Raw genomic sequence first — 22,800 nt, forward strand, 5'->3', positions numbered from 1 at the left:
TTCTTATTGGTTTACGCCTGCTAGTTCACGTACATCTGTAAAACGGCCCATAACCGCCGCAGCTGCCGCCATTGAAGGGCTGACAAGATGCGTGCGGGCGCCGCTGCCTTGACGGCCTTCAAAATTACGGTTAGATGTAGAAGCACAGCGTTTGCCCGGAGGCACAATATCATCATTCATAGCAAGGCACATTGAGCAGCCTGACTCACGCCACTCAAATCCGGCATTGATAAAAATTTGATCCAGTCCTTCTGCTTCCGCCTGCTGTTTAACCGTTTGAGAACCAGGAACAACAATAGCTGTTACATGATCCTGTACCTTGCGGCCTTTTGCCACTTCTGCAGCAGCACGCAAATCGCTTAAACGAGAGTTTGTGCAGGAACCAATAAATACATAATCAACCGGAATTTCAGTTAATTTCGTACCCGATTCAAGTCCCATATACTCAAGCGCATGTCGTACAGATTCTTTGTCCGCTTCTCGTTCAAAGTTATCCGGTGACGGAACAACACCTGAAATACCGCTGCCCATTGACGGATTCGTTCCCCATGTCATTTGCGGCTCAATTTCTGCAGTGTCGATTTCCAGCGTTTTGTCATATTCTGCACCTTCATCAGACGCAAGAGCAAGCCAAGTTTTCGCGGCTTTTTCAAACTCTTCACCCTGCGGTGCATAACGGCGGCCGCGTAAATATTCAACGGTCGTCACATCCGGGCTGACAAGACCTGCACGTGCTCCGGCTTCGATGGACATGTTGCAGATTGTCATACGCTCTTCCATAGAAAGAGAGCGGATAGCTTCTCCTGTGAATTCCATTACATAGCCTGTACCGGCATTTACACCAAATTTCGCAATAATCGCTAATATAATGTCTTTCGCTTGAACACCAAAACCAAGCTTCCCATTTACTTTAATTTGCAATGTTTTTGGCTTTTTTTGCCAAATCGTCTGGGTAGCAAGTACGTGTTCTACTTCACTTGTTCCGATACCGAAAGCAAGCGCACCAAACGCACCATGCGTTGATGTGTGGCTGTCGCCGCAGACGATTGTTTTGCCCGGCTGTGTAAGACCAAGCTGTGGTCCGATAACGTGCACAATCCCCTGGTCTGGGTGATCAATATCGGCTAATTCAATGCCGAACTCACGGCAGTTTTGTTTTAATGTTTCCATCTGTGTTTTGGAAATTGGGTCATTGACAATGTGGCGATTGATTGTTGGAACGTTGTGATCCATTGTGGCGTATGTTAAATCGGGCCGTCTGACACGGCGTCCGTTCATACGTAATCCTTCAAATGCCTGTGGTGATGTCACTTCGTGGACAAGATGCAAATCGATGTAGAGCAGATCCGGCTTCCCTTCTTCTCTGCTTACAACGTGATTTTCCCAAATTTTTTCGATAACCGTTTTTTTCGTCATTGTACAGCCCCCCTCTTATGTGCATTTTGATAAAAAACGAGGACCCCGCCTTCTTCTGCAAATGTTACAGAAGAAGGTTGAATCCACGTGGCGTTTCCTTTACATGTATACAACTTCACCGGCCGATGCTGTCGTTTCTTCAGCGATGCGGCTTGTAACAAGCTCAATCATTTTATCTGTTCCTACCACTGTGCTGCCTTCCAATTGCAAGTCTGGTGTGCAGTATCCGTCATTTAAAACAGATTGTACAGCCCGCTCAATGGCTTCACCTTCAGTGCGCATATCCAGTGAATATTTCAGCATAAGAGCAGTGGACAGGATCATAGCCAGCGGATTGGCTTTGTTCTGGCCGGCAATATCTGGTGCTGAACCGTGAACCGGCTCATACAGCCCAAGGCCGCTTTCCGATAAACTTGCCGACGGCAGCATGCCAAGTGAACCTGTAATCATAGACGCTTCATCGCTTAAGATATCGCCGAATAAGTTTTCAGTTACGATCACGTCAAACTGGCCTGGGCTAGAAATCAGCTTCATAGCTGCCGCATCAACGTACATATGGTCAACTGTAACCTCTGGATAGTCTGCTGCTTTTTCGTTGACAATTTCACGCCACATCCGGCTCGACTCCAGCACGTTGGCTTTATCAACGGATGTAAGCCGCCCATCACGTGCTTTTGCGAATTCAAATGCTTTAATAACGATGCGCTCGATTTCCGCCCGTGTATATTGAAGAGTATCCACTACGACTTCATTGTTTTCACCGCGGCGTTCGCTCGGTTTCCCGAAGTACAGGCCGCCCGTCAATTCACGCACGATGAGCATATTGACCTTTCCGGCAATTTCAGGCTTTAGCGGAGAAGATTGCACAAGCGTTTGGAATGACGGAATCGGACGCAGGTTGGCAAATAAGCCAAGCTCCTTCCGAATAGCAAGCAGGCCGCGCTCCGGGCGTTGGGCCGACGGCAGGCTGTCCCATTTGGGACCTCCTACCGCACCGAGCAAAATCGCGTCACTTTCTTTGGCAAGTGCCAGCGTTGATTCTGGCAGCGGCGTCCCGTGCGAATCAATTGCAGCACCCCCAATATCAGCGTATTCTATCTCAAATTCGTGGCCAAAGCGTTTACCGACTGCTTCAAGAGCAGACGCGGCACCTGATGCGATTTCCCGGCCGATTCCATCGCCCGGCAAAATGGCAATTTTCTTCTTCACGTAAATCCCTCCGTTGCTTGAAATAACTTCTTTAAATTAGTTGAAAAGCGATTAGTTTTTCACGCTTTCCGCTTTTTGGTTTTGTTTGATGAATGGCATTAGGGCACGAAGCTCTTTTCCGACTACTTCAAGCTGGTGCTCGCTTTCACGACGAGTAATGGCTGTAAACTCAGGACGGTTCAATTGGTTTTCTTGCAGCCAGCCTTTAGCGAACTTACCTGTTTGAATATCTGTTAATACGTCTTTCATGCGTGCTTTTGTTTCGGCTGTGATAACGCGTGGTCCTGATACGTAGTCACCCCATTGAGCTGTATCAGAGATTGAGTAGCGCATGCCTTCAAGACCGCCTTCGTACATAAGGTCTACGATCAACTTCAATTCATGCAGGCACTCGAAGTAAGCAATTTCCGGCTGATATCCAGCTTCTACAAGCGTTTCAAAACCCGCTTTTACAAGCTCAGCTGTACCGCCGCAAAGAACGGCTTGCTCACCGAACAAATCTGTTTCTGTTTCTTCACGGAATGTTGTTTCCAAAATACCTGCACGGCCTGCCCCAACACCTTTAGCGTAAGCAAGAGCAATGTCTTTTGCTTGGCCTGTGTAGTCTTGGTAGATCGCGAACAATGCCGGTACACCAGCACCTTGCTCATACGTACGGCGAACTAAATGGCCAGGACCTTTTGGTGCAGCAAGGAATACGTCTACGTTTGCAGGCGGTGTGATTTGGTTAAAATGAACGTTGAAGCCGTGAGCGAATGCAAGCGCGTTGCCTTCTTCTAATACTGGTTCGATTTCTTCTTTGTATACTGCTGTTTGATATTCATCTGGAAGAAGGATCATAATGATATCCGCTGCAGCACTTGCTTCGCGAACTGTTTTTACATCAAAGCCGTCAGCTGTTGCTTGATCAAATGATTTCCCTGGACGAAGACCTACTACAACATTTACGCCGCTTTCACGAAGGTTCAATGCGTGTGCATGCCCTTGTGAACCGTAACCGATGATAGCTACTGTTTTGTTTGCAAGTACCGCTTCGTTGATGTCACCATTGTAATAAACTTTTGTCATTTTTTTCATCCTCCAAGATTGTTTTTTTGTTTTTTATTTTAATTTAAAATAGAAACCTGTTTTGAGTCTGACACAAACCGCTGGGACCCGCGTTTAATCGCTGTCTGTCCCGTACGTGCCACTTCTTTGATGCCGTAAGGGCGAAGAAGTTCAATCATCGCTTCGATTTTCTCGAAGTTTCCGACAACTTGAATGGTCACACTGTCTCGTGCAACATCAATAATGGTCGCCCGGAATGGCTCAATGATTACGTTGATTTCTGCCCGCGTTTGCGGAGTGGTCATCACTTTTATAAGAGCAAGTTCGCGTGTAACAATTGCCTGTTCAGTAATGTCACTGACTTTTAACACGTCAATTTGCTTATGCAGCTGTTTGACAACTTGCTCTACCATGCGGTCGTCTTCCACTTGGACAACGAACGTCATTTTTGAGACGCCTTCTGTTTCAGTCGCACCTACTGTAATGCTTTCAATATTAAATTGGCGGCGTGTAAATAGTCCGGCGATGCGGTTTAAAACACCGCTTTGGTTCAACACAGTTGCAGTTACAATTCTTCTCATTGCGGTTTCACCCCGATCATTTCATGAAGTCCTTTGCCTGGTGCGATCATCGGATAAACCATTTCTTTCGGTTTAATACGGCAATCGATCAATACAGGTTCGTTATCTGTCAGCGTTTCACGCATAACTTTTTCTGCTTCTTCCTCTGTTGTAACGACATAGCCGCGAATGCCATAAGCATCGGCCAGTTTAACAAAGTCCGGCTGAACCGGAATCAATGATTGGGAATACCGCTCTTCGTAGAATGTTTCCTGCCACTGGCGTACCATACCAAGCGCCTGGTTATTATAAATGACAATTTTAACCGGCAGCTTCAATTCTGCAACAAGTCCAAGCTCCTGCAAAGTCATTTGGAAGCCTGCGTCACCGGCTACCGCCACGACTGTTTTATCCGGCTTTGCAATTTGCGCGCCGATCGCAGATGGGAAACCAAAGCCCATTGTCCCAAGCCCGCCTGATGTTACCCATTGGTCTGGTTTTTTGAATCCGTAGTATTGCGCTGTCCACATCTGGTGCTGACCAACATCTGTTGTGACTACTGCGTCTCCATTCGTTACATTATGAATAATGCGCATTAACGATTGAGGAGAGATGCCTTCCCCGCCTTCTGTATTCCAAAGCGGATTTTCTTCCTTGTCTTTTTGAAGCTTTTGGCGCCATTCTTCTGCCTGAGGCACTTCTAGATCAAGGCTGAGAATTTTTTTCAATGCTTCTCTTGCATCCGCTACGATTGGGATATGGGTCGGCACGTTTTTACCAATCTCTGCCGGGTCGATATCAATATGCGCGACCGTTGCATTCGGAGCAAAATGAGCCAAATTTCCAGTTAAGCGGTCATCGAAGCGAGCGCCGATATTGATCAGCAGGTCTGCTTCATAAAGAGCTGTGTTGGCCGCGTATGTTCCATGCATTCCACCCATTCCAAGGAACAGTGGATGATCAGCTGGAAATCCGCCAAGGCCAAGCAGTGTGTTTACAACCGGAATTTGCATTTTTTCGACAAATTCAAGCAATTCTCCAGATGCTTTTGCAAAAAGAACACCTGCACCTGCTAAAATAACCGGCTTTTTCGCTTTAGCGAGCGCGCCACGAAGCTTTTTCACCTGCAAGCTGTTCGGTTTAAAGTTCGGCTGGTATCCCGGCAGATTCAATTCATCTACAAATTCCGCATTCCCGATTGTCGTTGCAATGTCCTTTGGAATATCGATTAAAACAGGACCCGGGCGGCCGGTTGTAGCAATATGGAAAGCTTCATGGACGATTCTTGGAAGATCTTCCATTGAGCGAACCTGATAGTTGTGTTTTGTAATTGGCATTGTAATCCCGATTACATCGGCTTCCTGGAATGCATCTGATCCGATGACACCAGTGGCTACCTGTCCTGTAAAGATCACAAGCGGCAGAGAATCCATCATGGCATCCGCAATACCCGTTACAAGGTTTGTTGCTCCAGGACCAGATGTGGCCAGCACAACACCTGGTTTGCCAGAAACACGGGCATATCCTTCTGCTGCATGGATAGCCGCCTGCTCATGCCGGGCAAGAATGTGACGGATTGGATTTTTATAAAGTGCATCATATAATGGAAGAACCGCACCGCCTGGATAACCAAACATCACTTCTACGTTTTCATTTTTCAATGTTTCGACAAATAGGTCGGCACCATTCATTGGCTCTGTTCTTTTAACTGGTTCATTTTCAAATTTCAATTCCGGTGCTTTTGCATTTTGACTCATTTTGATCTCCTCCAAATAATGGTTTATTGTCCGTATTGGCAAGAGGGTTCTTCTTTACAGAGGTACAAATACCCGTTTTAAAGCAAAAAGAAAAGTCCTTTCACGCCTGCGACTGCCGAAACAGCAACGCAGGGGTGAAAAGACTTCTCCTTTTCACGGTACCACCCTGATTCACGAATTTTCTTACAAAAATCCGCCTTATGAACCGATAATCGGCTCGTTTTGGTAACGGGTAGCTCAGCACCCGGCTTTTCCTACTGGATGACGTTCAGAAAAGCACTCAGAGGGGATGTCGCGATTAGGATGCACTCCCGGCTCTCAGCTATAACCGGTTCTCTGTGAAATGCAGTTCCTAACACTTTTTCCTCGTCAACGATTTATATGCAATACATATGTTAAATTTTCATAATTCCGCCGGTATTGGCAGAAGTAACAAGCTTAGAATAACGAGCAAGCCAGCCTTTTTTAATTTTCGGCTCCGGCTGTACAAAATCCGCACGGCGTGCTGCCAGCTCTTCTTCTGACAAGTCAACGTTCAGCGTACGATTTGTCAGGTCAATTTTGATTTTGTCGCCATTATGGATAAAAGCAATTGGTCCGCCTTCAGCTGCTTCTGGTGAGACGTGTCCGATTGAAATACCACGTGATGCACCAGAGAAACGGCCGTCTGTCATAAGCGCGACTTTTGTCGAAAGTCCGCGGCCAGCGATCGCTGATGTTGGAGTCAGCATCTCCGGCATACCCGGTCCGCCTTTAGGCCCTTCATACCGGATTACGACGACGTGGCCTTCTCTAACGGTTCCATTATTGATGTTCTCAATAGCTTCTTCCTGCGAGTCAAATACGATCGCTTCTCCATCAAATGTTTTAATAGATGGATCAACGGCTCCTACTTTAATAACTCCGCCAAGCGGGGCAATATTTCCGTATAGAATGGAAAGGCCGCCAACTGGGCTGTATGGATCTTCTTTCGTCCGAATTACGTTTGTATTCGTAATATGGGCATCTTTAACATTTTCATAAACGGTTTTGCCCGTAATCGTCAAGCGATCACCGTCAATGCCATTTTCAAGCTCGCACAGTTCACGGATAATCGCGCTGATGCCGCCTGCTTTATTAACATCATCCATTGTGTAATCTGACGCTGGACTTATTTTTGCCAAATATGGAATTCTATTGGCTACTTCATTTATACGATTTAAATCATACTCAATTTCTGCTTCATTTGCAATGGCTAATGTGTGAAGAACTGTATTTGTTGAACCGCCCATCGCCATATCAAGAGCAAAAGCATCATCAATCGCCCGTTCTGTTACGATGTCACGCGGTTTTAAATCATTTTCAATTGCGTTCATCAAGTATCCGACTGCTTCTTTAATTAAACGGTGGCGTTCAGGACTAGTTGCCACAATCGTTGCGTTTCCGGGCGGTGTAAGCCCGAGCATTTCCATCAACGAGTTCATGGAATTAGCGGTAAACATCCCTGAACAAGACCCGCAAGTCGGACAAGCATTCGACTCGATATCGAGCAGCTCTTCCGCTGACATTTTGCCGGAAAGGTGAGCTCCGACTCCTTCAAATACAGACGTCAGCGTTAATGGTTTCCCTGTGGAAGAAACGCCGCCTTCCATCGGTCCTCCTGACACAAACACAGCTGGTACGTTTGTCCGCACAGCGGCCATAAGCATACCTGGTGTAATTTTGTCACAGTTTGGAATGTAAAATACTCCGTCAAACCAATGTGCATTAATGACTGTTTCAGCTGAATCGGCAATCAGTTCGCGGCTTGGAAGAGAATAACGCATGCCAATATGGCCCATTGCGATGCCGTCATCTACGCCGATTGTATTAAACTCGAAAGGAACGCCGCCAGCTTCACGAATCTCCTTTTTTACGACTTCAGCAAATTTGTTTAAGTGAACGTGTCCTGGAATAATATCTATATAGGAATTACATACGCCGATAAATGGCTTATGCAAATCCGCCGTTTTTACACCAGCAGCATACAACAAGCTACGGTGCGGGGCACGTTCAACCCCTTTTTTAATCATATCACTGCGCATTGTATCTCCCCCATGATGACTTGCCTTTCAAATTGCCCAATAAATCTGTAAAAATCATTTATTTAATCTGAAAATTAAGTTTATATTGTGGTCACAATAATACCGCTCTTTTCGACTTTGGTCAACACCTTTTCTGTCAAATTTTCTGACAAGACTAAATTATTTTTAAAGTTTCTTTTTTGTGAACGCTTTCCGCTATGTATATGTAAAAATCCGGGCGAATAATCATTCAGATCAGAACGGGAGAAAATAAAATGATTTGTTAAAGTACCTTTTTGCCTTTGCATGCTAGAAGCGCGAAATGTTTTGGGCGCACGTGCTCGCTTTTGCACGAGGCAGGTATTGGATTCGCATCCGTCGTTATGCGGCTAAATCGGCTTGAACTGGCTTGCTGGTCCCATAGGCGGCTGCCCCTTTTCAATAATAGAAACGCTCATAAAAAAAGACTGACGACAAAGTCGTCAGTCTTAGGCGGGATGAATAAACATCCGGCTTTCGTTTAAAACCATTCGTTCCATTTTTCTACGATTCCATCATACCAATGTTCCTCTTCGGCCTCTGCATTGTCATCAATAGCGTCTACATCAAACGAAGTTTCCCCGATGTAAGGAATAATCTTAGACACAACTTCACCAAATAGCGGTACAGCCCCGTCCGAACTGTTGGTTGTCATGTAATTTGTTTTACTTACTTCTTCTACGCCAACCCAGACAGCCCCTACCAGATTTGGTGTGTATCCGACAAACCATTGGTCTTCAGTTCCGTCAATGCCTTCGATCGGCACTTGTGTAGAACCGGTTTTCCCGGCAATATCTACCCCATCTACCTGGGCGCGTTTGCCGGATCCCCTCTCTACTACCCCGAGAAGCATGGATGTCATTTCGTCTGTTACTTCTTTTGACGTTACTTTCACTTCCTTCGGCTCCCATTTTGGCTTGATTTCTCCTTCGGGGCCAATAATTTTTTGAATGAAAAATGTTTCTTTTCGAACACCGTCATTTGAAAACGCTGAATAGGCTTCAGCCATTTGAAGGGGGGACACACCAGGCGTAATGTCGCCAAGGGCTAACCCCAGCTTTGGATCTTTTGCCTCAAGGCCAAAACGCTCTAAGGAATTAACGCCTTTTGACAAGCCAATTTGGTCTAAGAGCCAGACGGCCGGCACGTTCGCTGACTTTTCAATCGCCCGGTACATTGGCATTTCTCCTTCATACGTATCACTGTAGTTAGACGGAGAATACGCACCTTCACCTTTTCCAAAAGACATTTTTTCATCCACCAGCATATCGGTCGGTTTATAGCCTTCTTCAAGAGCAGGCGTATATACAGCCAGCGGCTTGATGGTGGAGCCTGGTGACTTTTTCATCTGAGTAGCAAAGCTGAAGCCACGGAAAACGTGTTCGCCCCGCCGGCCGACAACACCTAAAACGCCGCCGCTTTTCGGATCCATTAACACAGCCGCGCTTTGTGTATCTTCTCCGTTGACTGTTTGAGGGAAAACTGTACTGTTTTCATATACGTCTTCCAGCCCGGCCTGTACGTTTTGGTCCATCGCTGTATAAATATCGTAACCTTGCGACAGGAGATCGTCCTGCGTTAAACCGTAGCGTGAGATCGCTTCATTGATGACAGCATCGGCATAATGAGCGTACTTTCCTTTCAGCGGATCACCGCTTGCATCCTTGAGCGTTACTTCCGTATTGGCAGCTTCGTCTGCTTCATTCTCGGTAAGATAACCGTATTTCACCATCTGACTTAAAACAACCTGGCGGCGGTCGACTGCATTATCCATGCTGTCGATCGGATTGTAACGTGATGGCGCCTTTACCATTCCGGCAAGCATAGACGACTCCGCAAGAGTCAGCTCGGAAACGTCTTTTCCAAAATATCTTTTAGCTGCGTTTTGCACTCCCCAAGCTCCATTTCCGAAATAGCTTGTATTCAAGTACATTTCTAAAATCTCTTCTTTTTTGTATACTTTTTCAATCTCAATGGCGAGAAACAATTCTTCTATTTTCCGCCGGTATGTTTTTTCCGGCGACAGAAGCGCATTTTTCGTCAGCTGCTGCGTCAGCGTGCTGGCTCCCTGTACCCTTGAACCTGCCATAAGGTTGGTAAAGGCAGCACGGAAAATGCCTTTTACGTCAAACCCGCCATGTTCGTAAAAACGATTGTCTTCCACTGCCACAATCGCTTCCTGAAGATGCTCCGGCATTTTTTCGATCGATACACTGTTCGTTCGGTTTGCAGAGAGCTTACTTGCTTTGTCTCCGTCTCTATCATAAATAATGGTTGACTGTGAAAGTCCCTGCTTTAATGTTTCCACGTCGGCGGATTTCATAAAATAAAAACCTGCGCCAAGGCCTGCCAAAACAAAGATTGCAGCAAGCAAAATAGCAATTTGGGTCAGGTGAAACTTTCGCCAGAGAGTTTGGATCATTCTCATAACTACTTTCATTTTGTTTGGTTCCCTTCTTTGTGATACATGCAGCCTTTTCTCATTTTAAGCACATTTCGCTAAATTGCAACGAATATGATAAAACAGGCCCTGCTTTCTAGTACGGATGAGAGGCTTAAAAGTTCCATGCCTTTTTTTGGTACATAAAACAGCTATCTGGCTGCCTCCATAAAAAAACAAGCAGTGCGCACGGCACTGCTTGCTTATTTTGACTCTATTTTCTTTTGCTTATCTGTATCGTCGTCGTCCATAACGTTTTTCATACCGCGCTTAAATTCATGAAGCGTCTGGCCGGCGGCGCGTCCAAGCTGTGGCAATTTCTTCGGTCCAAATAACAACAAGGCGACAATCAAAATAATGGCAACTTCGCCAAATCCAAGGTTCATGTGTTTAGCCCCTTTTCTTTGTTGATATGCTTATTATAAAGGATAAACGGCCTTTTGAACGAAAAAAGAGAAACAGATTTGTATCTATTTCCCTCTTTACTCGTTCCTAGGCGCGTCCACCCGCTTGAAGGTTTCTGTTTTTTTCTGTTTCGCCGACGTACAGAGCGCATGCTGCATCACCTGTGATATTAACAGCCGTCCGTGTCATATCAAGCAGGCGGTCAATTCCGATAATTAAACCAATTCCCTCAACCGGCAGTCCGACACTGCCAAGCACCATCGCCAGCATAATAAGCCCGACACCGGGTACACCGGCTGTTCCAATACTGGCCAAAACAGCTGTTAGGACAACAGTCGCCAGTTCTCCCATTGTAAGATCAATTCCATACGCCTGGGCAATAAATATCGTTGCTACGCCCTGCATAATAGCAGTTCCGTCCATATTAATGGTGGCGCCGAGCGGCTGTACAAATGAACTGATCGGCTCAGGCACTTTTAAATCCCTTTGGGCTACTTCCATGGAAACAGGCAGCGTTGCATTACTGCTTGATGTACTGAACGCGACTCCCATTGCCGGAGCAAACTTTTTAAAAAACCAAAGAGGATTTTTCTTCGCCAGGAAAGCAACGGTGCCCCCGTATGTGACGGCGCTGTGGATAAACAATGCCGCTAATACAACAAGCATGTATGAGCCCATTGCCAGAATGGCATCCCAGCCTTGTGTACCAATGGCTGTGGCAATTAAAGCAAAGGTTCCATATGGTGCAAAGCGCATAACGAGTCCTACCAAATACATCATAATTTCATTTCCCTGGTTCACTAAATTGAGGATTCCTTTTGTTTTTTCGCCAAGCGCAGTCAGGGCAAAACCGATAAAAACAGCAAATACAATTAGTTGAAGCATATTTCCTTCCGCCATCGCATTGATAGGATTTTTCGGAATAATATTCATAAGCGTTTCACTGACAGGCGGTGCTTCTTCCGCTGAAAACTCAGCGCCTGCTGTATCAAAATCTCCGGCTGAGCCCGGCTGAATCACAGCAGCAAGGATTAAACCGATAATAATAGCGATACACGTTGTAACTAAAAAATAACCTATCGTCTTTGCACCGATGCGTCCCAGCTTTTGAGGATCGCCAAGACCGGCGGATCCAAGCACAATGGAAAAGAACACAAGCGGTACAACAAGCATGCTGATCAAGCTCAGGAAAATCTGCCCCACCGGTACGAATAAATACGTATTTAGTACTTCAAATACATTTGGTGCAGTCAAGTTTAACAGGAGACCGACAATCGCTCCGAGAACAAGCGCTGCCACAATCTTAGTGGTTAAATTCATTTTTTTCATGCATCCACCCCTTTTCAGCTGTACAAACTCTTGCTTTTTCTTCACTGTAAGTATGTAAAAAAATAATGTTCTTTCTAACAGATAACTTACCACTTCCTACAAAATTCTAAACCCTTTTACCTTCAAAATTCTAAACCCTTTTACCTTTTAATGCCTTGTCATTTTTGTTTTACTTCACTCTATACAACTTTAGAATCAAGTCCTAAGAATCCCTTTGTACAACAAATTTTACAAGAGCGCTTATCATTATAAAAATCGGGGTATAAAAGAATATAACCACCACGTCAAAGGGGTCAACCGGTATGAAAAATAAAACTATTTTATTTCTGTCACCGTTTAATCATTTGAGCATGATGGCCGAAGGGTGGGCGGCAAGATTAAATGAGCCCTCCTGGAATGTAATCAGCGCTGCTTGCTCACGTGCAGACTATGACGCCCTTCCTGTTAAGGCGATGAAAGAAGTTAACATTGACATCGAGAGTAAAACACCGCATTCGCTGAAGCCTCAGCTCGTGAATGAGGCAGACATCGTGGTTGCTATTTATGATTTTCAACGTGATAGCCTCCCTGCTCTTTTAAATGAATCCGAGCAGAAAGTGTTACGGTGGAATATATTCAATCCAATACATTGTGATCATTTAACAGATCGATGGGCCGCTTATCAGGAAGTATGCGATGAGCTTGCTGTAAAAATACAGGAGCTTAAAAAACAACTCATTTAAATCTTTACGCCTTTGCGGTTGGGCCAGCGAGGGCATTTTTTTTTGAAACTAATTTATTTAACGTCCGTATAACTCATTTAGAGAGGCAGGGATTATGAATATGGAAACAAAACAAACACTGATCGAACAGCTGCAGCAGATTGGGCAATGGGAAAAGGATCAAAAAGGATTATGGATTTGGGATCGTGCCGCCCGTCTTCCTTTTGCCATTCTTGATAAACTGACGCCTTCTTTTATTCAGCGAAAAATCGGCTCGCTGCTGGATGAACTCGGCTATTATGTTCAAAGCGGCGGCAAGTATTTAACGAGGCAGGACAGCATCTTAAAAAAGCTGGAGCGTAATGCCGAAATACCTGTTCATTCGATAGAAGACGTGAAAAAATTGCCGATTTCCGTTATGGACGAAACTGCTTTTTCGATTCAAAAATCGCATGCGGGCGCCGCTACCGTTCAAGGTGCTGCAACAGGCATTGGAGGCGTTTTTACGCTGGCGGTTGATATCCCTGCCACGCTGGCGATCTCTCTAAAGATGCTTCAAGAAATCGCTGTGGCTTATGGATACGATCCTAATGAGCGGGAAGAACGGATTTTCATTATTAAATGCCTGCAGTTTTCTTCCTCCGATATCGTCGGGAAACGAGCTATTTTAAAAGAAATTGCAAACTATGCCGATCGAGGGAGCAGCAAAGAAATGATTTCGCAAATGCAGGGCTGGCGGGAAGTGGTGCTTTCCTACAGAGAGCAATACAGCTTAAAGAAAGTGTTTCGCCTTGTACCCGTAGTCGGCATTGTTTTCGGAGCGCTGTCAAACCGCTCGATGATTGAAGAATTGTCCGATACCGCCATCATGCTTTATAAAAAACGGCGTATTTTAGAGAAACTAGCAGAAACCGAATCAGACATCCGCCCTTAATGCGGATTGTCTGATTCGGTTTCTTTTGTAAGCTTCTCAATCACCTTTTTATTTCCGTATAAGTACAGCTTGTCACCTGCCTGAATCGTTTCCTCCGTTAAATCCTCGCGTACATTTACTTCTCCTCTTTTAATGAATAACAAATTGGCATCATGCCCATGCTCAAAGACATCCTCCACCTTTTTTCCATCAAGCTTGGTGCCTTCTTCTACCACTACATCTGCTACAATGTCATCTTCTTGAAGAAAAAGCGCTTCTTTCACCGGGAGTTCGGAAATATCCAAATTTTTTTTCATCTCATGTTTAAATCGATGCTGAAGAAGCTTTTTAGTCAGTGGTGTTTTGCCGAGAATGTAAATGGCCAGCAGTACGGAACTAATGATCATCAATTCCTTTAAGCGCAGGTCATTAGCTAAAATATTGGTAATCGCTGAGATAATAACGGCCAATGAAAAAGCACCGAACAGAATGAGAAACATACTGATTCGGCGTCGTATAGGATGGTCAATAATAAGCTGTGATTCATCTGTTGTAAATCCGGTGCCTGTCAGCATGGAAATCGCCTGATACCGGGCCACCTCTTTTTCAAGTCCTGTTAAGTGAAACGCGATTACAGATATTTCGATGACAAGTACCACGATTACCAAATAAAGTAAAATAAAAATAAATCCCATATCTTGCTGCCTTCTTTCCGAAACGGCTTTTTTTTCAGTGTTCCCGAAGGCATTAACCGGTAAACATGCCGCCATACTTCCTTTTTAACCCGTCTTTTCCGTAAGTAAAAATAGTTGTACGTCCATCAACAACGGTTGTTAAATGAACGGGTTTTCCCCATAACGTATAGAGATTTGGAATGGTTTGCTCCAAATATCCAACGTCCAGCTCTTTTCCTTCATACGCATGTAAAATATGCAGGTCTTCTTTTCCGTCTGTAACGTAAAGAGAAGGGAATCCTCCGTTTACTTTTGAGGAAACGAGCTGATCCTGCACCGACGTCCACTCCTTATCAGTGATCGTCCAGTGGGCTCCCTTTTTCTCAAACAAATACAGATCCTCCTGCTCCACAAATTCTTTCGTCAAGTAGTTACGCAGAAAAGAAATATCGGATTCTCTGGCACGGATATCAAATAAAATATCGCGGCTTCCATATTGTTTTTCAATATACTCATACAATTTAACCCCAAGATAATAAGGGTTGATGCCCATTTTAGACGGCTGCACAACATCCGCATTCAAACGCGCATATTCAATGGCTTCAGATTCTGTTAAGGACAGCTCTCTCATAATCTTCATATGCCAGTAAGAGGCCCAGCCTTCATTCATAATTTTTGTTTCCATCTGCGGCCAGAAATAAAGCATCTCCTGCCGGATTAACATGACAATTTCACGCTGCCAGTCTGTTAAAATCGAACTGTTCGCAGCGATAAAAGCAAGAAGGTCTTTTTCAAAAAATGTTTCCTCTACTTGCTTGGGAGCCGATTCTTTTTCCCAAAGATCGTCGTATTCGTAACGGTGAGTGAGTGGCTCGTCGATTTGATGAGAGCCGATGTGTGCCAGGGGATCTACATGCTCCTCAATGGATAAAACGGCGTCAAGAAAAGCTTCCACCTGCTCAATTCCATGTTCATCGGTTAACTGGCTGATCCGCTCTGCTGCAGAAGCCATTGATTTTTCCATTTGGTTGTTTGTTTTTTCAAAGTGAATATTGTTTTTAAAAAAGTCCGAGTGGGCTAAAACATGGGCAACAATAAGCTTGTTTTGAACGAGTGAGTTTGTATTGAGCAAAAAAGCCTGGCACGGATCTGTATTCATTACCAGCTCGTATATTTTGCTGAGCCCCATCTCATAGTGGAGCTTCATTTTGTAAAATCGCTTCCCAAACCGCCAATGCGAAAAACGGGCAGGCATTCCATAAGCACCAAAAGTGTAAATAATATCTGCCGGGCAAATTTCATAACGCATTGAATAGAAATCAAGCCCGAATCCAGCAGCAATATCTGTAATTTCTTCGATTGCATATTGAAGATCAGCATGCTTCATCCGAATCCCCCCTGAATCTATGTGTATGCGTACGCCCATTAAACATGAAAAAAGAGGCGGATTTCATCCGCCTCTTTTTTATATGCTGCAGCTTAAAGAAGCCGCCAGCTCTTGATCATTATTTTAACATTTCATTTACACGCGCCATGAAATCTTCTTGAACGAGTGCAAGCTTTTCCGTCACTTCTTTGAACGAATCGGCTTTTACCCCAAAGTAAAATTTCACTTTTGGTTCTGTTCCCGATGGACGAGCGCACACCCACGTTCCATCTTCAAGGAAATATTTTAATACATTTGAAGATGGCAGCTCGATCGGCTGTTTTTCATTCGTAGCAATCGCCGTACGTTCCCCTGTCTGATAATCTTCTACGGCTTCGACCCGGATGCCTGCAATTGATTCAGGCGCCTGCGCGCGGAAAGAAGACAGCAGCCCCGCAATTTGCTCTGCCCCGTCTTTTCCTTTTAACGTCAAAGACTGAAGGCCTTCCTTGAAGTAGCCAACACGCTCATATAAATCCATCAATGCTTCATGCAGCGTTTTCCCCTGCTTTTTGAAGTACGCGCATGCTTCAACAGCCAGAAGCGCTGCCTGCACGGCATCTTTATCACGGGCAAAATCGCCAATTAAATATCCATAGCTTTCTTCATAACCAAATAAGAATGTAAATTCGCCTGATTCGTTATACTGCTCAATTTTTTCGCCGATAAATTTAAAGCCGGTTAACACGTCTTCGCATGAAACACCGTATTGAGCTGCTGCTGCACGTCCCAGCTCAGACGTTACAATGGTTTTGAAAATGCGGCCGTTTTCAGGCAGTGTGCCTTTTTCTTTTTTGCGAGCCAAAATATAATCCACCAGCACAGCGCCTGTTTCATTTCCTGTCAGCAAAACATATCCGCCGTTTCCGTCTTTTACAGCGACACCAAGACGGTCTGCATCCGGATCTGTCGCAATCAAAATGTCCGCATCCACTTTTTGTCCATCACGGATAGCCAGTTCAAACGCTGCTTTTTCCTCGGGATTTGGAGATTTTACGGTTGAAAAATTGGCATCTGGCTGCTCCTGTTCAGCTACAACAGTCACATTTTGATAGCCAAGCGCCTCAAGTGCCTGGCGTACAGGCTTATTACCAGTACCGTGAAGAGGAGAAAACACAATATTGACGTCGGATTCTTGTGCTGCTTCCGGCCACTCTGAAATAGTCACAAGATTGTCCACATATGCCTGATCGATTTCTTTCCCGATCATCTGAATTAGTCCCTGTTCTTTTAACAGTTCCTCACCTTTCACCTCGATCTGGAGTTCATTACCTGCTGCATTCACTTTATCGATGACACGATCAGCTGCTTCCGGAGCAAGCTGGGCACCATCCGGCCCGTACACTTTATAGCCGTTGTACTCAGGCGGGTTATGGCTTGCTGTAATCACGATACCAGCAAAAGCATTCAGCTCACGTACGGCAAAAGACAATTCCGGTGTTGGGCGAAGCTCGTCAAAAAGATACGTTTTAATACCTGCTGAAGCAAGTGTTTTCGCACTTTCAAGCGCAAACTCCGGTGATTTATGACGAGAGTCATAGGCAATCGCTACACCGCGTTTTTTTGCTTCTTCTCCTTGTTCTGTTATGTAAGCTGCCAAACCTGCAGACGCTTTTCGAATCGTATATACATTCATCCGGTTCGTGCCAGCGCCAATTTCGCCGCGCATGCCGCCCGTACCAAATTCAAGATTTTTATAAAAAGCATCTTCTAGACTTTTTTCATCTTCTTCGATCGAAAGAAGCAGTTCACTCATTTCTGCATCAAGTTCCGAATAGTTTTTCCATCTTGTATATTCTTCTTTCCAGGCCACAGGCATTCCCTCCAAAACTATGATTTCCTATATCATACCATCTGTTGTTCTTATTTCACAGAATTATTAACGGTAAACCTCATTCATTTCCAAGCAAAAACAACCAGGATATAGGAGACGAGACACTCAGAATATTTTACTTTTCTTCTTTATTCAGACTATAATGCTAATGTTCAGCAATTATTTTCATGATGGGCGGGGATCTCATGCAAAAAAAAGAAAACCTGCTTTTCACCGCATGGGCTGCTTCATTTACAGCCATGCTAGGCAGTCTTTATTTCTCGGAAATTGCCGGCTATGAACCTTGTGAACTTTGCTGGTATCAGCGTATTTTGATGTACCCTCTCGTATTAATTCTTGGGATTGCAATCGCCAAAAGGGACACGAAAGCCGCTGTTTATTCGCTCGCGATGTCTGGTATTGGCGGTCTTATTTCCCTTTACCATTATGGCATTCAAAAAATCGATTTTTTATCGGATGCTGCTCCTGCCTGCGGCCGGGTGCCGTGCACAGGGATGTATATCAACTGGTTAGGGTTCGTTACCATCCCGTTTCTCGCGCTGACTGCATTTACGATTATTTTCGTGGCGAGCTTGATGATTATAAAAAGAAAAGGGGCGTAAATCATTGAAGAAAGTGATTATTTTTGCGGTAGTTCTCGTTGCTGTTTTTGGCGCGATTGCCTTTGTAACGCAATATCAAAAAGAAGAAGCATCGAAAGGAAATCCATATGGAAAGGATGACCTTCAGACTGAAACGGTCAAGCAGCTGGATGATCCGAACTACCAAAATATTATCCTGCCTGATGACCTTGAACAAAAATTAGAGGACGGCGAAGATGCGGTTGTTTATTTTTACAGCCCGACCTGCCCACACTGCCAGGAAACCACGCCTGTTTTAATGCCCATTGCGGATGATGAAAATGTTGAAGTACTTCAGTATAATCTGCTTGAATTTGAACAAGGCTGGACAGACTATGGGATTGAATATACACCGACACTTGTTTATTTTGAAAACGGGGTAGAAAAAGACCGCCTTGTCGGCAGCCAGCCGGAAGCGGAATGGACTGCGTTTTTAAACCAGACAAAAGAAAATAACCAATAAAAAAAGCGGCCTTCCCTAAATGGGAAAGCCGTTTTTTATTTTGGAAAAGTCGTCCGCTTCTGTTCAATAAAAAAGGACAGCGGAAATGGAAAAGAAATCTGATAACTTTGTAATGTATGAATACTTTCCGTAAATAATGCTTCATATTGAGTAGAAAGAGATGAGGTTTCTAGGATGGAAATAATCGTATTGAGTGCTGTGATTACACATGAAGCATCGTGCAGCGATTCTACTTGTTCAAGTTGTTTATCATCCAGTGAAAAAAGTTTTTCTTCTTCGATCTTTTCAATAAGATCAGACTGAATGTAACGTGGAAATACCTGTTTCGACAAATAAGAGCACAATGTTTTAATTTTCTCTTCTTGTTCAATGGTTGAAGACATAAGTATGGACATGGTTTGCAGCCACCTTTAGTTGCAGTCTCCTACCAGGATACCATACAATTCTCAGAGAGAAAATAACTATTTATTAGAAAAGGATGAACTTCATGCATACAATTCGACAAAATCAGCACTGGGTAATGTATATAAATGCAGAGCTGGATGGTTCAACCATTGAAGCGATTCTTTCAGAAAAATGGCAGCTTCCGAAAAAAATGATTCATTTATGGCGAATGGACCGTTCTATTCTTTTGAATGGACAGCCTGGAAATTGGCGGCAGCCACTTGAGCAGGGCAGCTCGGTAGCCTTTCCTTTTTTCAAACCCGGTTCATTCGGCGCTGAACCTGTGCCTCCCTCGCCTTCCATTTTATACGAGGATGATCATTTGGTGGTTGCGGATAAACCGGCCGGAATAAAGACCCATCCAAATGACCCCGGTGAACGCCATACGCTGCTCAACGGTGTAAGCTATCATATGTCAGTGAAAGGAGACTCTCTTCCTGTACGGCATGTCCACCGCCTCGATGAAGGAACAAGCGGAGCTGTTTTGTTTTCAAAACATGAAGCGGCTTATGCTGTGCTCTCCCGCCTGCTCGAGCAAAAAGAAATTTTTCGCACATACTATGCAGTAGTGGACGGGCCTGTGGCAAAAAAAAGCGGCACGATAAAAAAAGCAATTGGAAAAGATCGCCATCATCCGACAAGACGGCGGATTTCTCCGAACGGCCAGGTAGCGGTTACTCATTTTGAACGGGTGGCCGTGCAGGATGGCCGCTCCTTGTTAAAGTGCCGGCTCGAAACAGGCCGCACTCACCAAATTCGTGTCCATTTGTCCTCGATCGGCCATCCGATTTCTGGAGATGCATTGTACGGCGGAAGCGGGATTTCTCCCCATCCACTGCTGCATGCGGCAAAATTAACAATTCCTCACCCATTTGTAAATGATTGCGTAACCGTATCGGCTCCTGTGCCGGATTCAATAAAAAAGCTTTTTTTAACGACATATTTCGAGTAAAATGGGAAAGTTGAGATTATTTTTAACTATTTCAGGAGGTTGTGAACGTGTTTAAACAGAAAAAAGATAAATTTTCAATGCTGCTTGAATCTATTGCGTTAAATTTAAAAGAAGGTGCAGACTATTTCGCTGAATATAAGCTGAAAAATGCTGGAGATTTAAAAATCTTTTCAGATGAAATGAAACGCTTCGAAACAAAAGGCGATGACCTTATGCATGAAGTGATTAAAGAATTGAACCACACTTTCATCACACCAATTGAACGTGAGGACATTCTAGCGTTGGCAATGAGCATGGATGATGTGATGGACGGGCTTGAAGCAACTGCCGCTATGTTTGAAATGTACTCTGTCATTAATGCAGACGAATACATGCTGAAATTCGTCGATGCGCTTCGTTCTTGCGCAGAGGAAATTGTCTCGGCTGTTGAACTGCTTACTGTTAAAAAACTGCAGGTGATCCGCACCCATGCTATTAAAATCAAGGAATACGAAACGGTTTGTGACGGAATTCTTCGCCAATCGATCAAACATATTTTTACAATCGAGAAAGATCCGATCCGCTTGATTAAGATGAAAGAAATTTACGAAAACCTTGAAGAAGTTGCGGACTATTGCCAAGACGTCGCGAATACACTTGAAACCATTATTATGAAAAACGCATAAGGGGTCTTGACCGTTGGATACATTATTTCTTATTACTATTTTGATTGTTATTTTAGCGCTTGGGTTTGATTTTATTAACGGATTCCATGATACAGCTAACTCGATTGCAACAGCTGTATCAACAAAAGCCCTTACGCCGCGGCGCGCTATTATACTAGCCGCTTTTATGAACTTTTTGGGCGCCATGACATTCACCGGCGTAGCAAAAACAATTACAAAAGATATTGTTGATCCATTTATGCTTGAAAACGGGCTCGTTGTCATTATGGCCGCGTTGATTGCCGCTATTTTTTGGAACCTGCTTACCTGGTACTACGGTATTCCGAGCAGCTCATCTCATGCCCTAATCGGCTCTATTGCTGGAGCGGCTATTGCAGCAGCCGGGTTCCAGGCGTTAAATTACGGCGGCTTTTTCAAAATTCTTCAAGCGCTTATTATCTCACCGCTGCTTGCTTTTGCGATCGGCTTTATCGTGTATAGTATTTTTAAAGTCGTGTTTAAAAACAATAATTTGGCGAAAACAAACCGGAATTTCCGGCTGTTTCAAATTGCGACCGCTGCTCTGCAGGCTTATACACACGGGACGAATGATGCACAGAAAGCGATGGGGATTATTACAATGGCATTAATTGCTGGTAACTACCAGCAGTCAACAGACATTCAAACATGGGTACAGGTTTCCTGTGCGCTGGCAATGGGGCTTGGCACGTCAGTCGGCGGATGGAAAATTATTAAAACCGTTGGCGGAAAGATTATGAAAATCCGTCCAGTCAACGGTGTAGCGGCCGACCTCTCATCTGCAATGATCATTTTTGGCGCCACAATGATTCATTTGCCGGTCAGCACAACCCATGTGATCTCTTCTTCTATTCTTGGTGTTGGTACTGCCCACCGTGTCAAAGGAGTTAAATGGGATACTGCTCAGCGCATGCTAATCACCTGGGTCATCACACTGCCGATAACTGCTACTATCGCAGCCATCAGCTACTATATACTGAATATCTTTCTCTAAGCTGAACCAATTTTTGGTTCAGCTTTTTTTATACAAAATCCGATTTCTTGACGAATGAACATATATTGATTAAAGTGAAAAGCGAATATCACTTACGAAAAGTAATAGACGAACCATTTTTTCGCTTTTATGGCGAAAAATGACGATATAGGGGGATTTTTGTTTATGTCAGATTTTTTTGAAGTAGCCCTTGGCCGCCGTTCGGTAAAGGTATACGATCCGAATGCACGTATATCAGAGGAAGAGTTAACAGAATTGCTTCAAGTAGCAGGACGGGCACCATCTGCGTGGAATTTACAGCAATGGCACTTCCTTGTTTTTCACGGAAAAGACGTGCAGAAAAAATTATTGCCAATCGCCTACAATCAGCAGCAGATTGTGGATGCCTCTGCTGTTATTTGCATTATGGGTGATTTGCAAGGCAATTTAAACGTGGATCCGGTTTTTGATCCACAGGTTGAAAGCGGCGAAATGACACCTGAGCTAAAAGAAATTTTAGCCGGCCAAATTAACGGAGCTTACAACCGCGCCGAGTACCCGCGTGACGGGGCCATTTTGAATTCATCGCTGGCTGCAATGCAGTTTATGCTGGCTGCACGGGCAAAAGGATATGACACATGCCCGATTGGCGGCTTCAATGCTTCCGGGCTGGCAGAAGCGTTTAACGTGCCTGCACGTTACCTGCCAACGATGCTAATTACAGTTGGTAAAGCCCTTCAGGAAGGCCGCCCTACTGACCGTCTTCCGATCAGCCAGCTGATTACCTACGCAGAATAATTCAAAAAGCCGCTCTCTGCGAGAAGCGGCTTTTTGAATTGCCTCTTGCACCTCCTGCAGAAAACGTCTAGTATT

General features: G+C 44.5%; 21 protein-coding genes. 8 read left to right on the plus strand and 13 right to left on the minus strand.

The features are described from left to right. Window positions 1-3: 3 nt before the first annotated feature. The 9 genes from leuC to L2D08_RS03990 form a co-directional block, all read right to left on the minus strand. Window positions 4-1,416 (minus strand): 3-isopropylmalate dehydratase large subunit, encoded by a 1,413-nt coding sequence (gene leuC, locus L2D08_RS03950; protein WP_242232423.1) that lies wholly within the window; start codon window positions 1,414-1,416, stop codon window positions 4-6. A gap of 99 nt (window positions 1,417-1,515) precedes the next feature. Further along, window positions 1,516-2,625 (minus strand): 3-isopropylmalate dehydrogenase, encoded by a 1,110-nt coding sequence (leuB, locus tag L2D08_RS03955; RefSeq protein ID WP_242232424.1) that lies wholly within the window; start codon window positions 2,623-2,625, stop codon window positions 1,516-1,518. 51 nt (window positions 2,626-2,676) lie between these two features. Further along, entirely contained in the window at window positions 2,677-3,693 is a 1,017-nt protein-coding gene (gene ilvC, locus L2D08_RS03960; protein WP_242232425.1) for a ketol-acid reductoisomerase, read from the minus strand. A 38-nt stretch (window positions 3,694-3,731) separates the two neighbouring features. Continuing rightward, the gene (ilvN, locus tag L2D08_RS03965; protein ID WP_242232426.1) at window positions 3,732-4,253 is read right to left on the minus strand and encodes an acetolactate synthase small subunit; all 522 of its coding nucleotides are present in this window, start codon (window positions 4,251-4,253) and stop codon (window positions 3,732-3,734) included. Then, window positions 4,250-5,989 carry an acetolactate synthase large subunit gene (gene ilvB / locus L2D08_RS03970; RefSeq protein WP_255821801.1) on the minus strand — a complete coding sequence of 580 codons (1,740 nt, stop codon included), beginning with the start codon at window positions 5,987-5,989 and terminating at the stop codon, window positions 4,250-4,252. The genes ilvN and ilvB overlap by 4 nt, the downstream gene beginning before the upstream one ends. 395 nt (window positions 5,990-6,384) lie before the next feature. Continuing rightward, complete coding sequence (gene ilvD / locus L2D08_RS03975; protein WP_242232427.1) at window positions 6,385-8,052, minus strand: dihydroxy-acid dehydratase; 1,668 nt, start codon at window positions 8,050-8,052, stop codon at window positions 6,385-6,387. Window positions 8,053-8,551: 499 nt separating this feature from the next. Further along, window positions 8,552-10,510 (minus strand): transglycosylase domain-containing protein, encoded by a 1,959-nt coding sequence (locus tag L2D08_RS03980; protein WP_242232428.1) that lies wholly within the window; start codon window positions 10,508-10,510, stop codon window positions 8,552-8,554. A 203-nt stretch (window positions 10,511-10,713) separates the two neighbouring features. After that, complete coding sequence (locus L2D08_RS03985) at window positions 10,714-10,896, minus strand: twin-arginine translocase TatA/TatE family subunit (protein ID WP_242232429.1); 183 nt, start codon at window positions 10,894-10,896, stop codon at window positions 10,714-10,716. A 106-nt stretch (window positions 10,897-11,002) separates the two neighbouring features. Next, entirely contained in the window at window positions 11,003-12,235 is a 1,233-nt protein-coding gene (locus L2D08_RS03990; RefSeq protein WP_242232469.1) for a dicarboxylate/amino acid:cation symporter, read from the minus strand. Window positions 12,236-12,546: 311 nt separating this feature from the next. Between L2D08_RS03990 and L2D08_RS03995 the strand changes: the two genes are divergently transcribed. After that, window positions 12,547-12,966 carry an arsenate reductase/protein-tyrosine-phosphatase family protein gene (locus tag L2D08_RS03995; protein ID WP_242232430.1) on the plus strand — a complete coding sequence of 140 codons (420 nt, stop codon included), beginning with the start codon at window positions 12,547-12,549 and terminating at the stop codon, window positions 12,964-12,966. A gap of 94 nt (window positions 12,967-13,060) precedes the next feature. After that, the gene (locus tag L2D08_RS04000; protein ID WP_242232431.1) at window positions 13,061-13,879 is read left to right on the plus strand and encodes an EcsC family protein; all 819 of its coding nucleotides are present in this window, start codon (window positions 13,061-13,063) and stop codon (window positions 13,877-13,879) included. On the opposite strand, the gene L2D08_RS04005 is transcribed toward L2D08_RS04000, so the two are convergent. From L2D08_RS04005 to L2D08_RS04015, 3 genes are all read right to left on the minus strand, one after another. Continuing rightward, the gene (locus L2D08_RS04005) at window positions 13,876-14,553 is read right to left on the minus strand and encodes a TrkA C-terminal domain-containing protein (protein ID WP_242232432.1); all 678 of its coding nucleotides are present in this window, start codon (window positions 14,551-14,553) and stop codon (window positions 13,876-13,878) included. The two genes, L2D08_RS04000 and L2D08_RS04005, sit on opposite strands and share 4 nt — an antisense overlap. A 52-nt stretch (window positions 14,554-14,605) precedes the next feature. Beyond that, window positions 14,606-15,919 (minus strand): SpoVR family protein, encoded by a 1,314-nt coding sequence (locus L2D08_RS04010; RefSeq protein ID WP_242232433.1) that lies wholly within the window; start codon window positions 15,917-15,919, stop codon window positions 14,606-14,608. 118 nt (window positions 15,920-16,037) lie between these two features. Further along, on the minus strand, window positions 16,038-17,771 hold the full coding sequence (locus L2D08_RS04015; protein ID WP_242232434.1) for a phospho-sugar mutase: 1,734 nt from the start codon (window positions 17,769-17,771) through the stop codon (window positions 16,038-16,040). Window positions 17,772-17,977: 206 nt separating this feature from the next. On the opposite strand from L2D08_RS04015, the gene L2D08_RS04020 reads away from it, so the two are divergent. Together L2D08_RS04020 and L2D08_RS04025 are read left to right on the plus strand one after the other, a co-directional pair. After that, entirely contained in the window at window positions 17,978-18,394 is a 417-nt protein-coding gene (locus L2D08_RS04020; RefSeq protein ID WP_242232435.1) for a disulfide formation protein C, read from the plus strand. 4 nt (window positions 18,395-18,398) lie between these two features. Beyond that, a complete protein-coding gene (locus L2D08_RS04025) occupies window positions 18,399-18,875 on the plus strand; it encodes a thioredoxin family protein (protein WP_242232436.1) in 477 nt (158 codons plus the stop codon). 35 nt (window positions 18,876-18,910) lie between these two features. Here the strand turns inward: L2D08_RS04025 and L2D08_RS04030 are convergent, their stop codons facing one another. Beyond that, window positions 18,911-19,270: a DUF5365 family protein gene (locus L2D08_RS04030; protein WP_242232437.1), complete on the minus strand. Its 360-nt coding sequence runs from the start codon at window positions 19,268-19,270 to the stop codon at window positions 18,911-18,913. 92 nt (window positions 19,271-19,362) lie between these two features. Between L2D08_RS04030 and L2D08_RS04035 the strand changes: the two genes are divergently transcribed. The 4 genes from L2D08_RS04035 (at window position 19,363) to L2D08_RS04050 (ending at window position 22,725) form a co-directional block, all read left to right on the plus strand. Further along, complete coding sequence (locus tag L2D08_RS04035; protein WP_242232438.1) at window positions 19,363-20,271, plus strand: RluA family pseudouridine synthase; 909 nt, start codon at window positions 19,363-19,365, stop codon at window positions 20,269-20,271. A 77-nt stretch (window positions 20,272-20,348) separates the two neighbouring features. Further along, window positions 20,349-20,936 carry a DUF47 domain-containing protein gene (locus tag L2D08_RS04040; protein ID WP_242232470.1) on the plus strand — a complete coding sequence of 196 codons (588 nt, stop codon included), beginning with the start codon at window positions 20,349-20,351 and terminating at the stop codon, window positions 20,934-20,936. Between the two features lie 13 nt (window positions 20,937-20,949). Beyond that, the gene (locus L2D08_RS04045; protein WP_242232439.1) at window positions 20,950-21,948 is read left to right on the plus strand and encodes an inorganic phosphate transporter; all 999 of its coding nucleotides are present in this window, start codon (window positions 20,950-20,952) and stop codon (window positions 21,946-21,948) included. Between the two features lie 165 nt (window positions 21,949-22,113). Next, window positions 22,114-22,725, plus strand: coding sequence for a nitroreductase family protein (locus L2D08_RS04050; RefSeq protein ID WP_242232440.1), 612 nt, complete (start codon window positions 22,114-22,116; stop codon window positions 22,723-22,725). Window positions 22,726-22,800 lie beyond the last annotated feature (75 nt).

Source organism: Domibacillus sp. PGB-M46 (genome assembly GCF_022668875.1).
Lineage (GTDB): Bacteria > Bacillota > Bacilli > Bacillales > Domibacillaceae > Domibacillus.

Excerpts from the sequence above, each read along its gene's own strand:
- leuC (WP_242232423.1), bottom strand. The coding sequence starts at position 1,416 with ATGACGAAAAAAACGGTTATCGAAAAAATTTGGGAAAATCACGTTGTA.
- ilvC (WP_242232425.1), bottom strand. The coding sequence starts at position 3,693 with ATGACAAAAGTTTATTACAATGGTGACATCAACGAAGCGGTACTTGCA.
- ilvN (WP_242232426.1), bottom strand. The coding sequence starts at position 4,253 with ATGAGAAGAATTGTAACTGCAACTGTGTTGAACCAAAGCGGTGTTTTA.
- ilvB (WP_255821801.1), bottom strand. The coding sequence starts at position 5,989 with ATGAGTCAAAATGCAAAAGCACCGGAATTGAAATTTGAAAATGAACCA.
- ilvD (WP_242232427.1), bottom strand. The coding sequence starts at position 8,052 with ATGCGCAGTGATATGATTAAAAAAGGGGTTGAACGTGCCCCGCACCGT.
- L2D08_RS03980 (WP_242232428.1), bottom strand. The coding sequence starts at position 10,510 with ATGAAAGTAGTTATGAGAATGATCCAAACTCTCTGGCGAAAGTTTCAC.
- L2D08_RS03985 (WP_242232429.1), bottom strand. The coding sequence starts at position 10,896 with ATGAACCTTGGATTTGGCGAAGTTGCCATTATTTTGATTGTCGCCTTG.
- L2D08_RS03990 (WP_242232469.1), bottom strand. The coding sequence starts at position 12,235 with ATGAATTTAACCACTAAGATTGTGGCAGCGCTTGTTCTCGGAGCGATT.
- L2D08_RS03995 (WP_242232430.1), top strand. The coding sequence starts at position 12,547 with ATGAAAAATAAAACTATTTTATTTCTGTCACCGTTTAATCATTTGAGC.
- L2D08_RS04000 (WP_242232431.1), top strand. The coding sequence starts at position 13,061 with ATGAATATGGAAACAAAACAAACACTGATCGAACAGCTGCAGCAGATT.
- L2D08_RS04005 (WP_242232432.1), bottom strand. The coding sequence starts at position 14,553 with ATGGGATTTATTTTTATTTTACTTTATTTGGTAATCGTGGTACTTGTC.
- L2D08_RS04010 (WP_242232433.1), bottom strand. The coding sequence starts at position 15,919 with ATGAAGCATGCTGATCTTCAATATGCAATCGAAGAAATTACAGATATT.
- L2D08_RS04020 (WP_242232435.1), top strand. The coding sequence starts at position 17,978 with ATGCAAAAAAAAGAAAACCTGCTTTTCACCGCATGGGCTGCTTCATTT.
- L2D08_RS04030 (WP_242232437.1), bottom strand. The coding sequence starts at position 19,270 with ATGTCCATACTTATGTCTTCAACCATTGAACAAGAAGAGAAAATTAAA.
- L2D08_RS04035 (WP_242232438.1), top strand. The coding sequence starts at position 19,363 with ATGCATACAATTCGACAAAATCAGCACTGGGTAATGTATATAAATGCA.
- L2D08_RS04040 (WP_242232470.1), top strand. The coding sequence starts at position 20,349 with ATGCTGCTTGAATCTATTGCGTTAAATTTAAAAGAAGGTGCAGACTAT.
- L2D08_RS04050 (WP_242232440.1), top strand. The coding sequence starts at position 22,114 with ATGTCAGATTTTTTTGAAGTAGCCCTTGGCCGCCGTTCGGTAAAGGTA.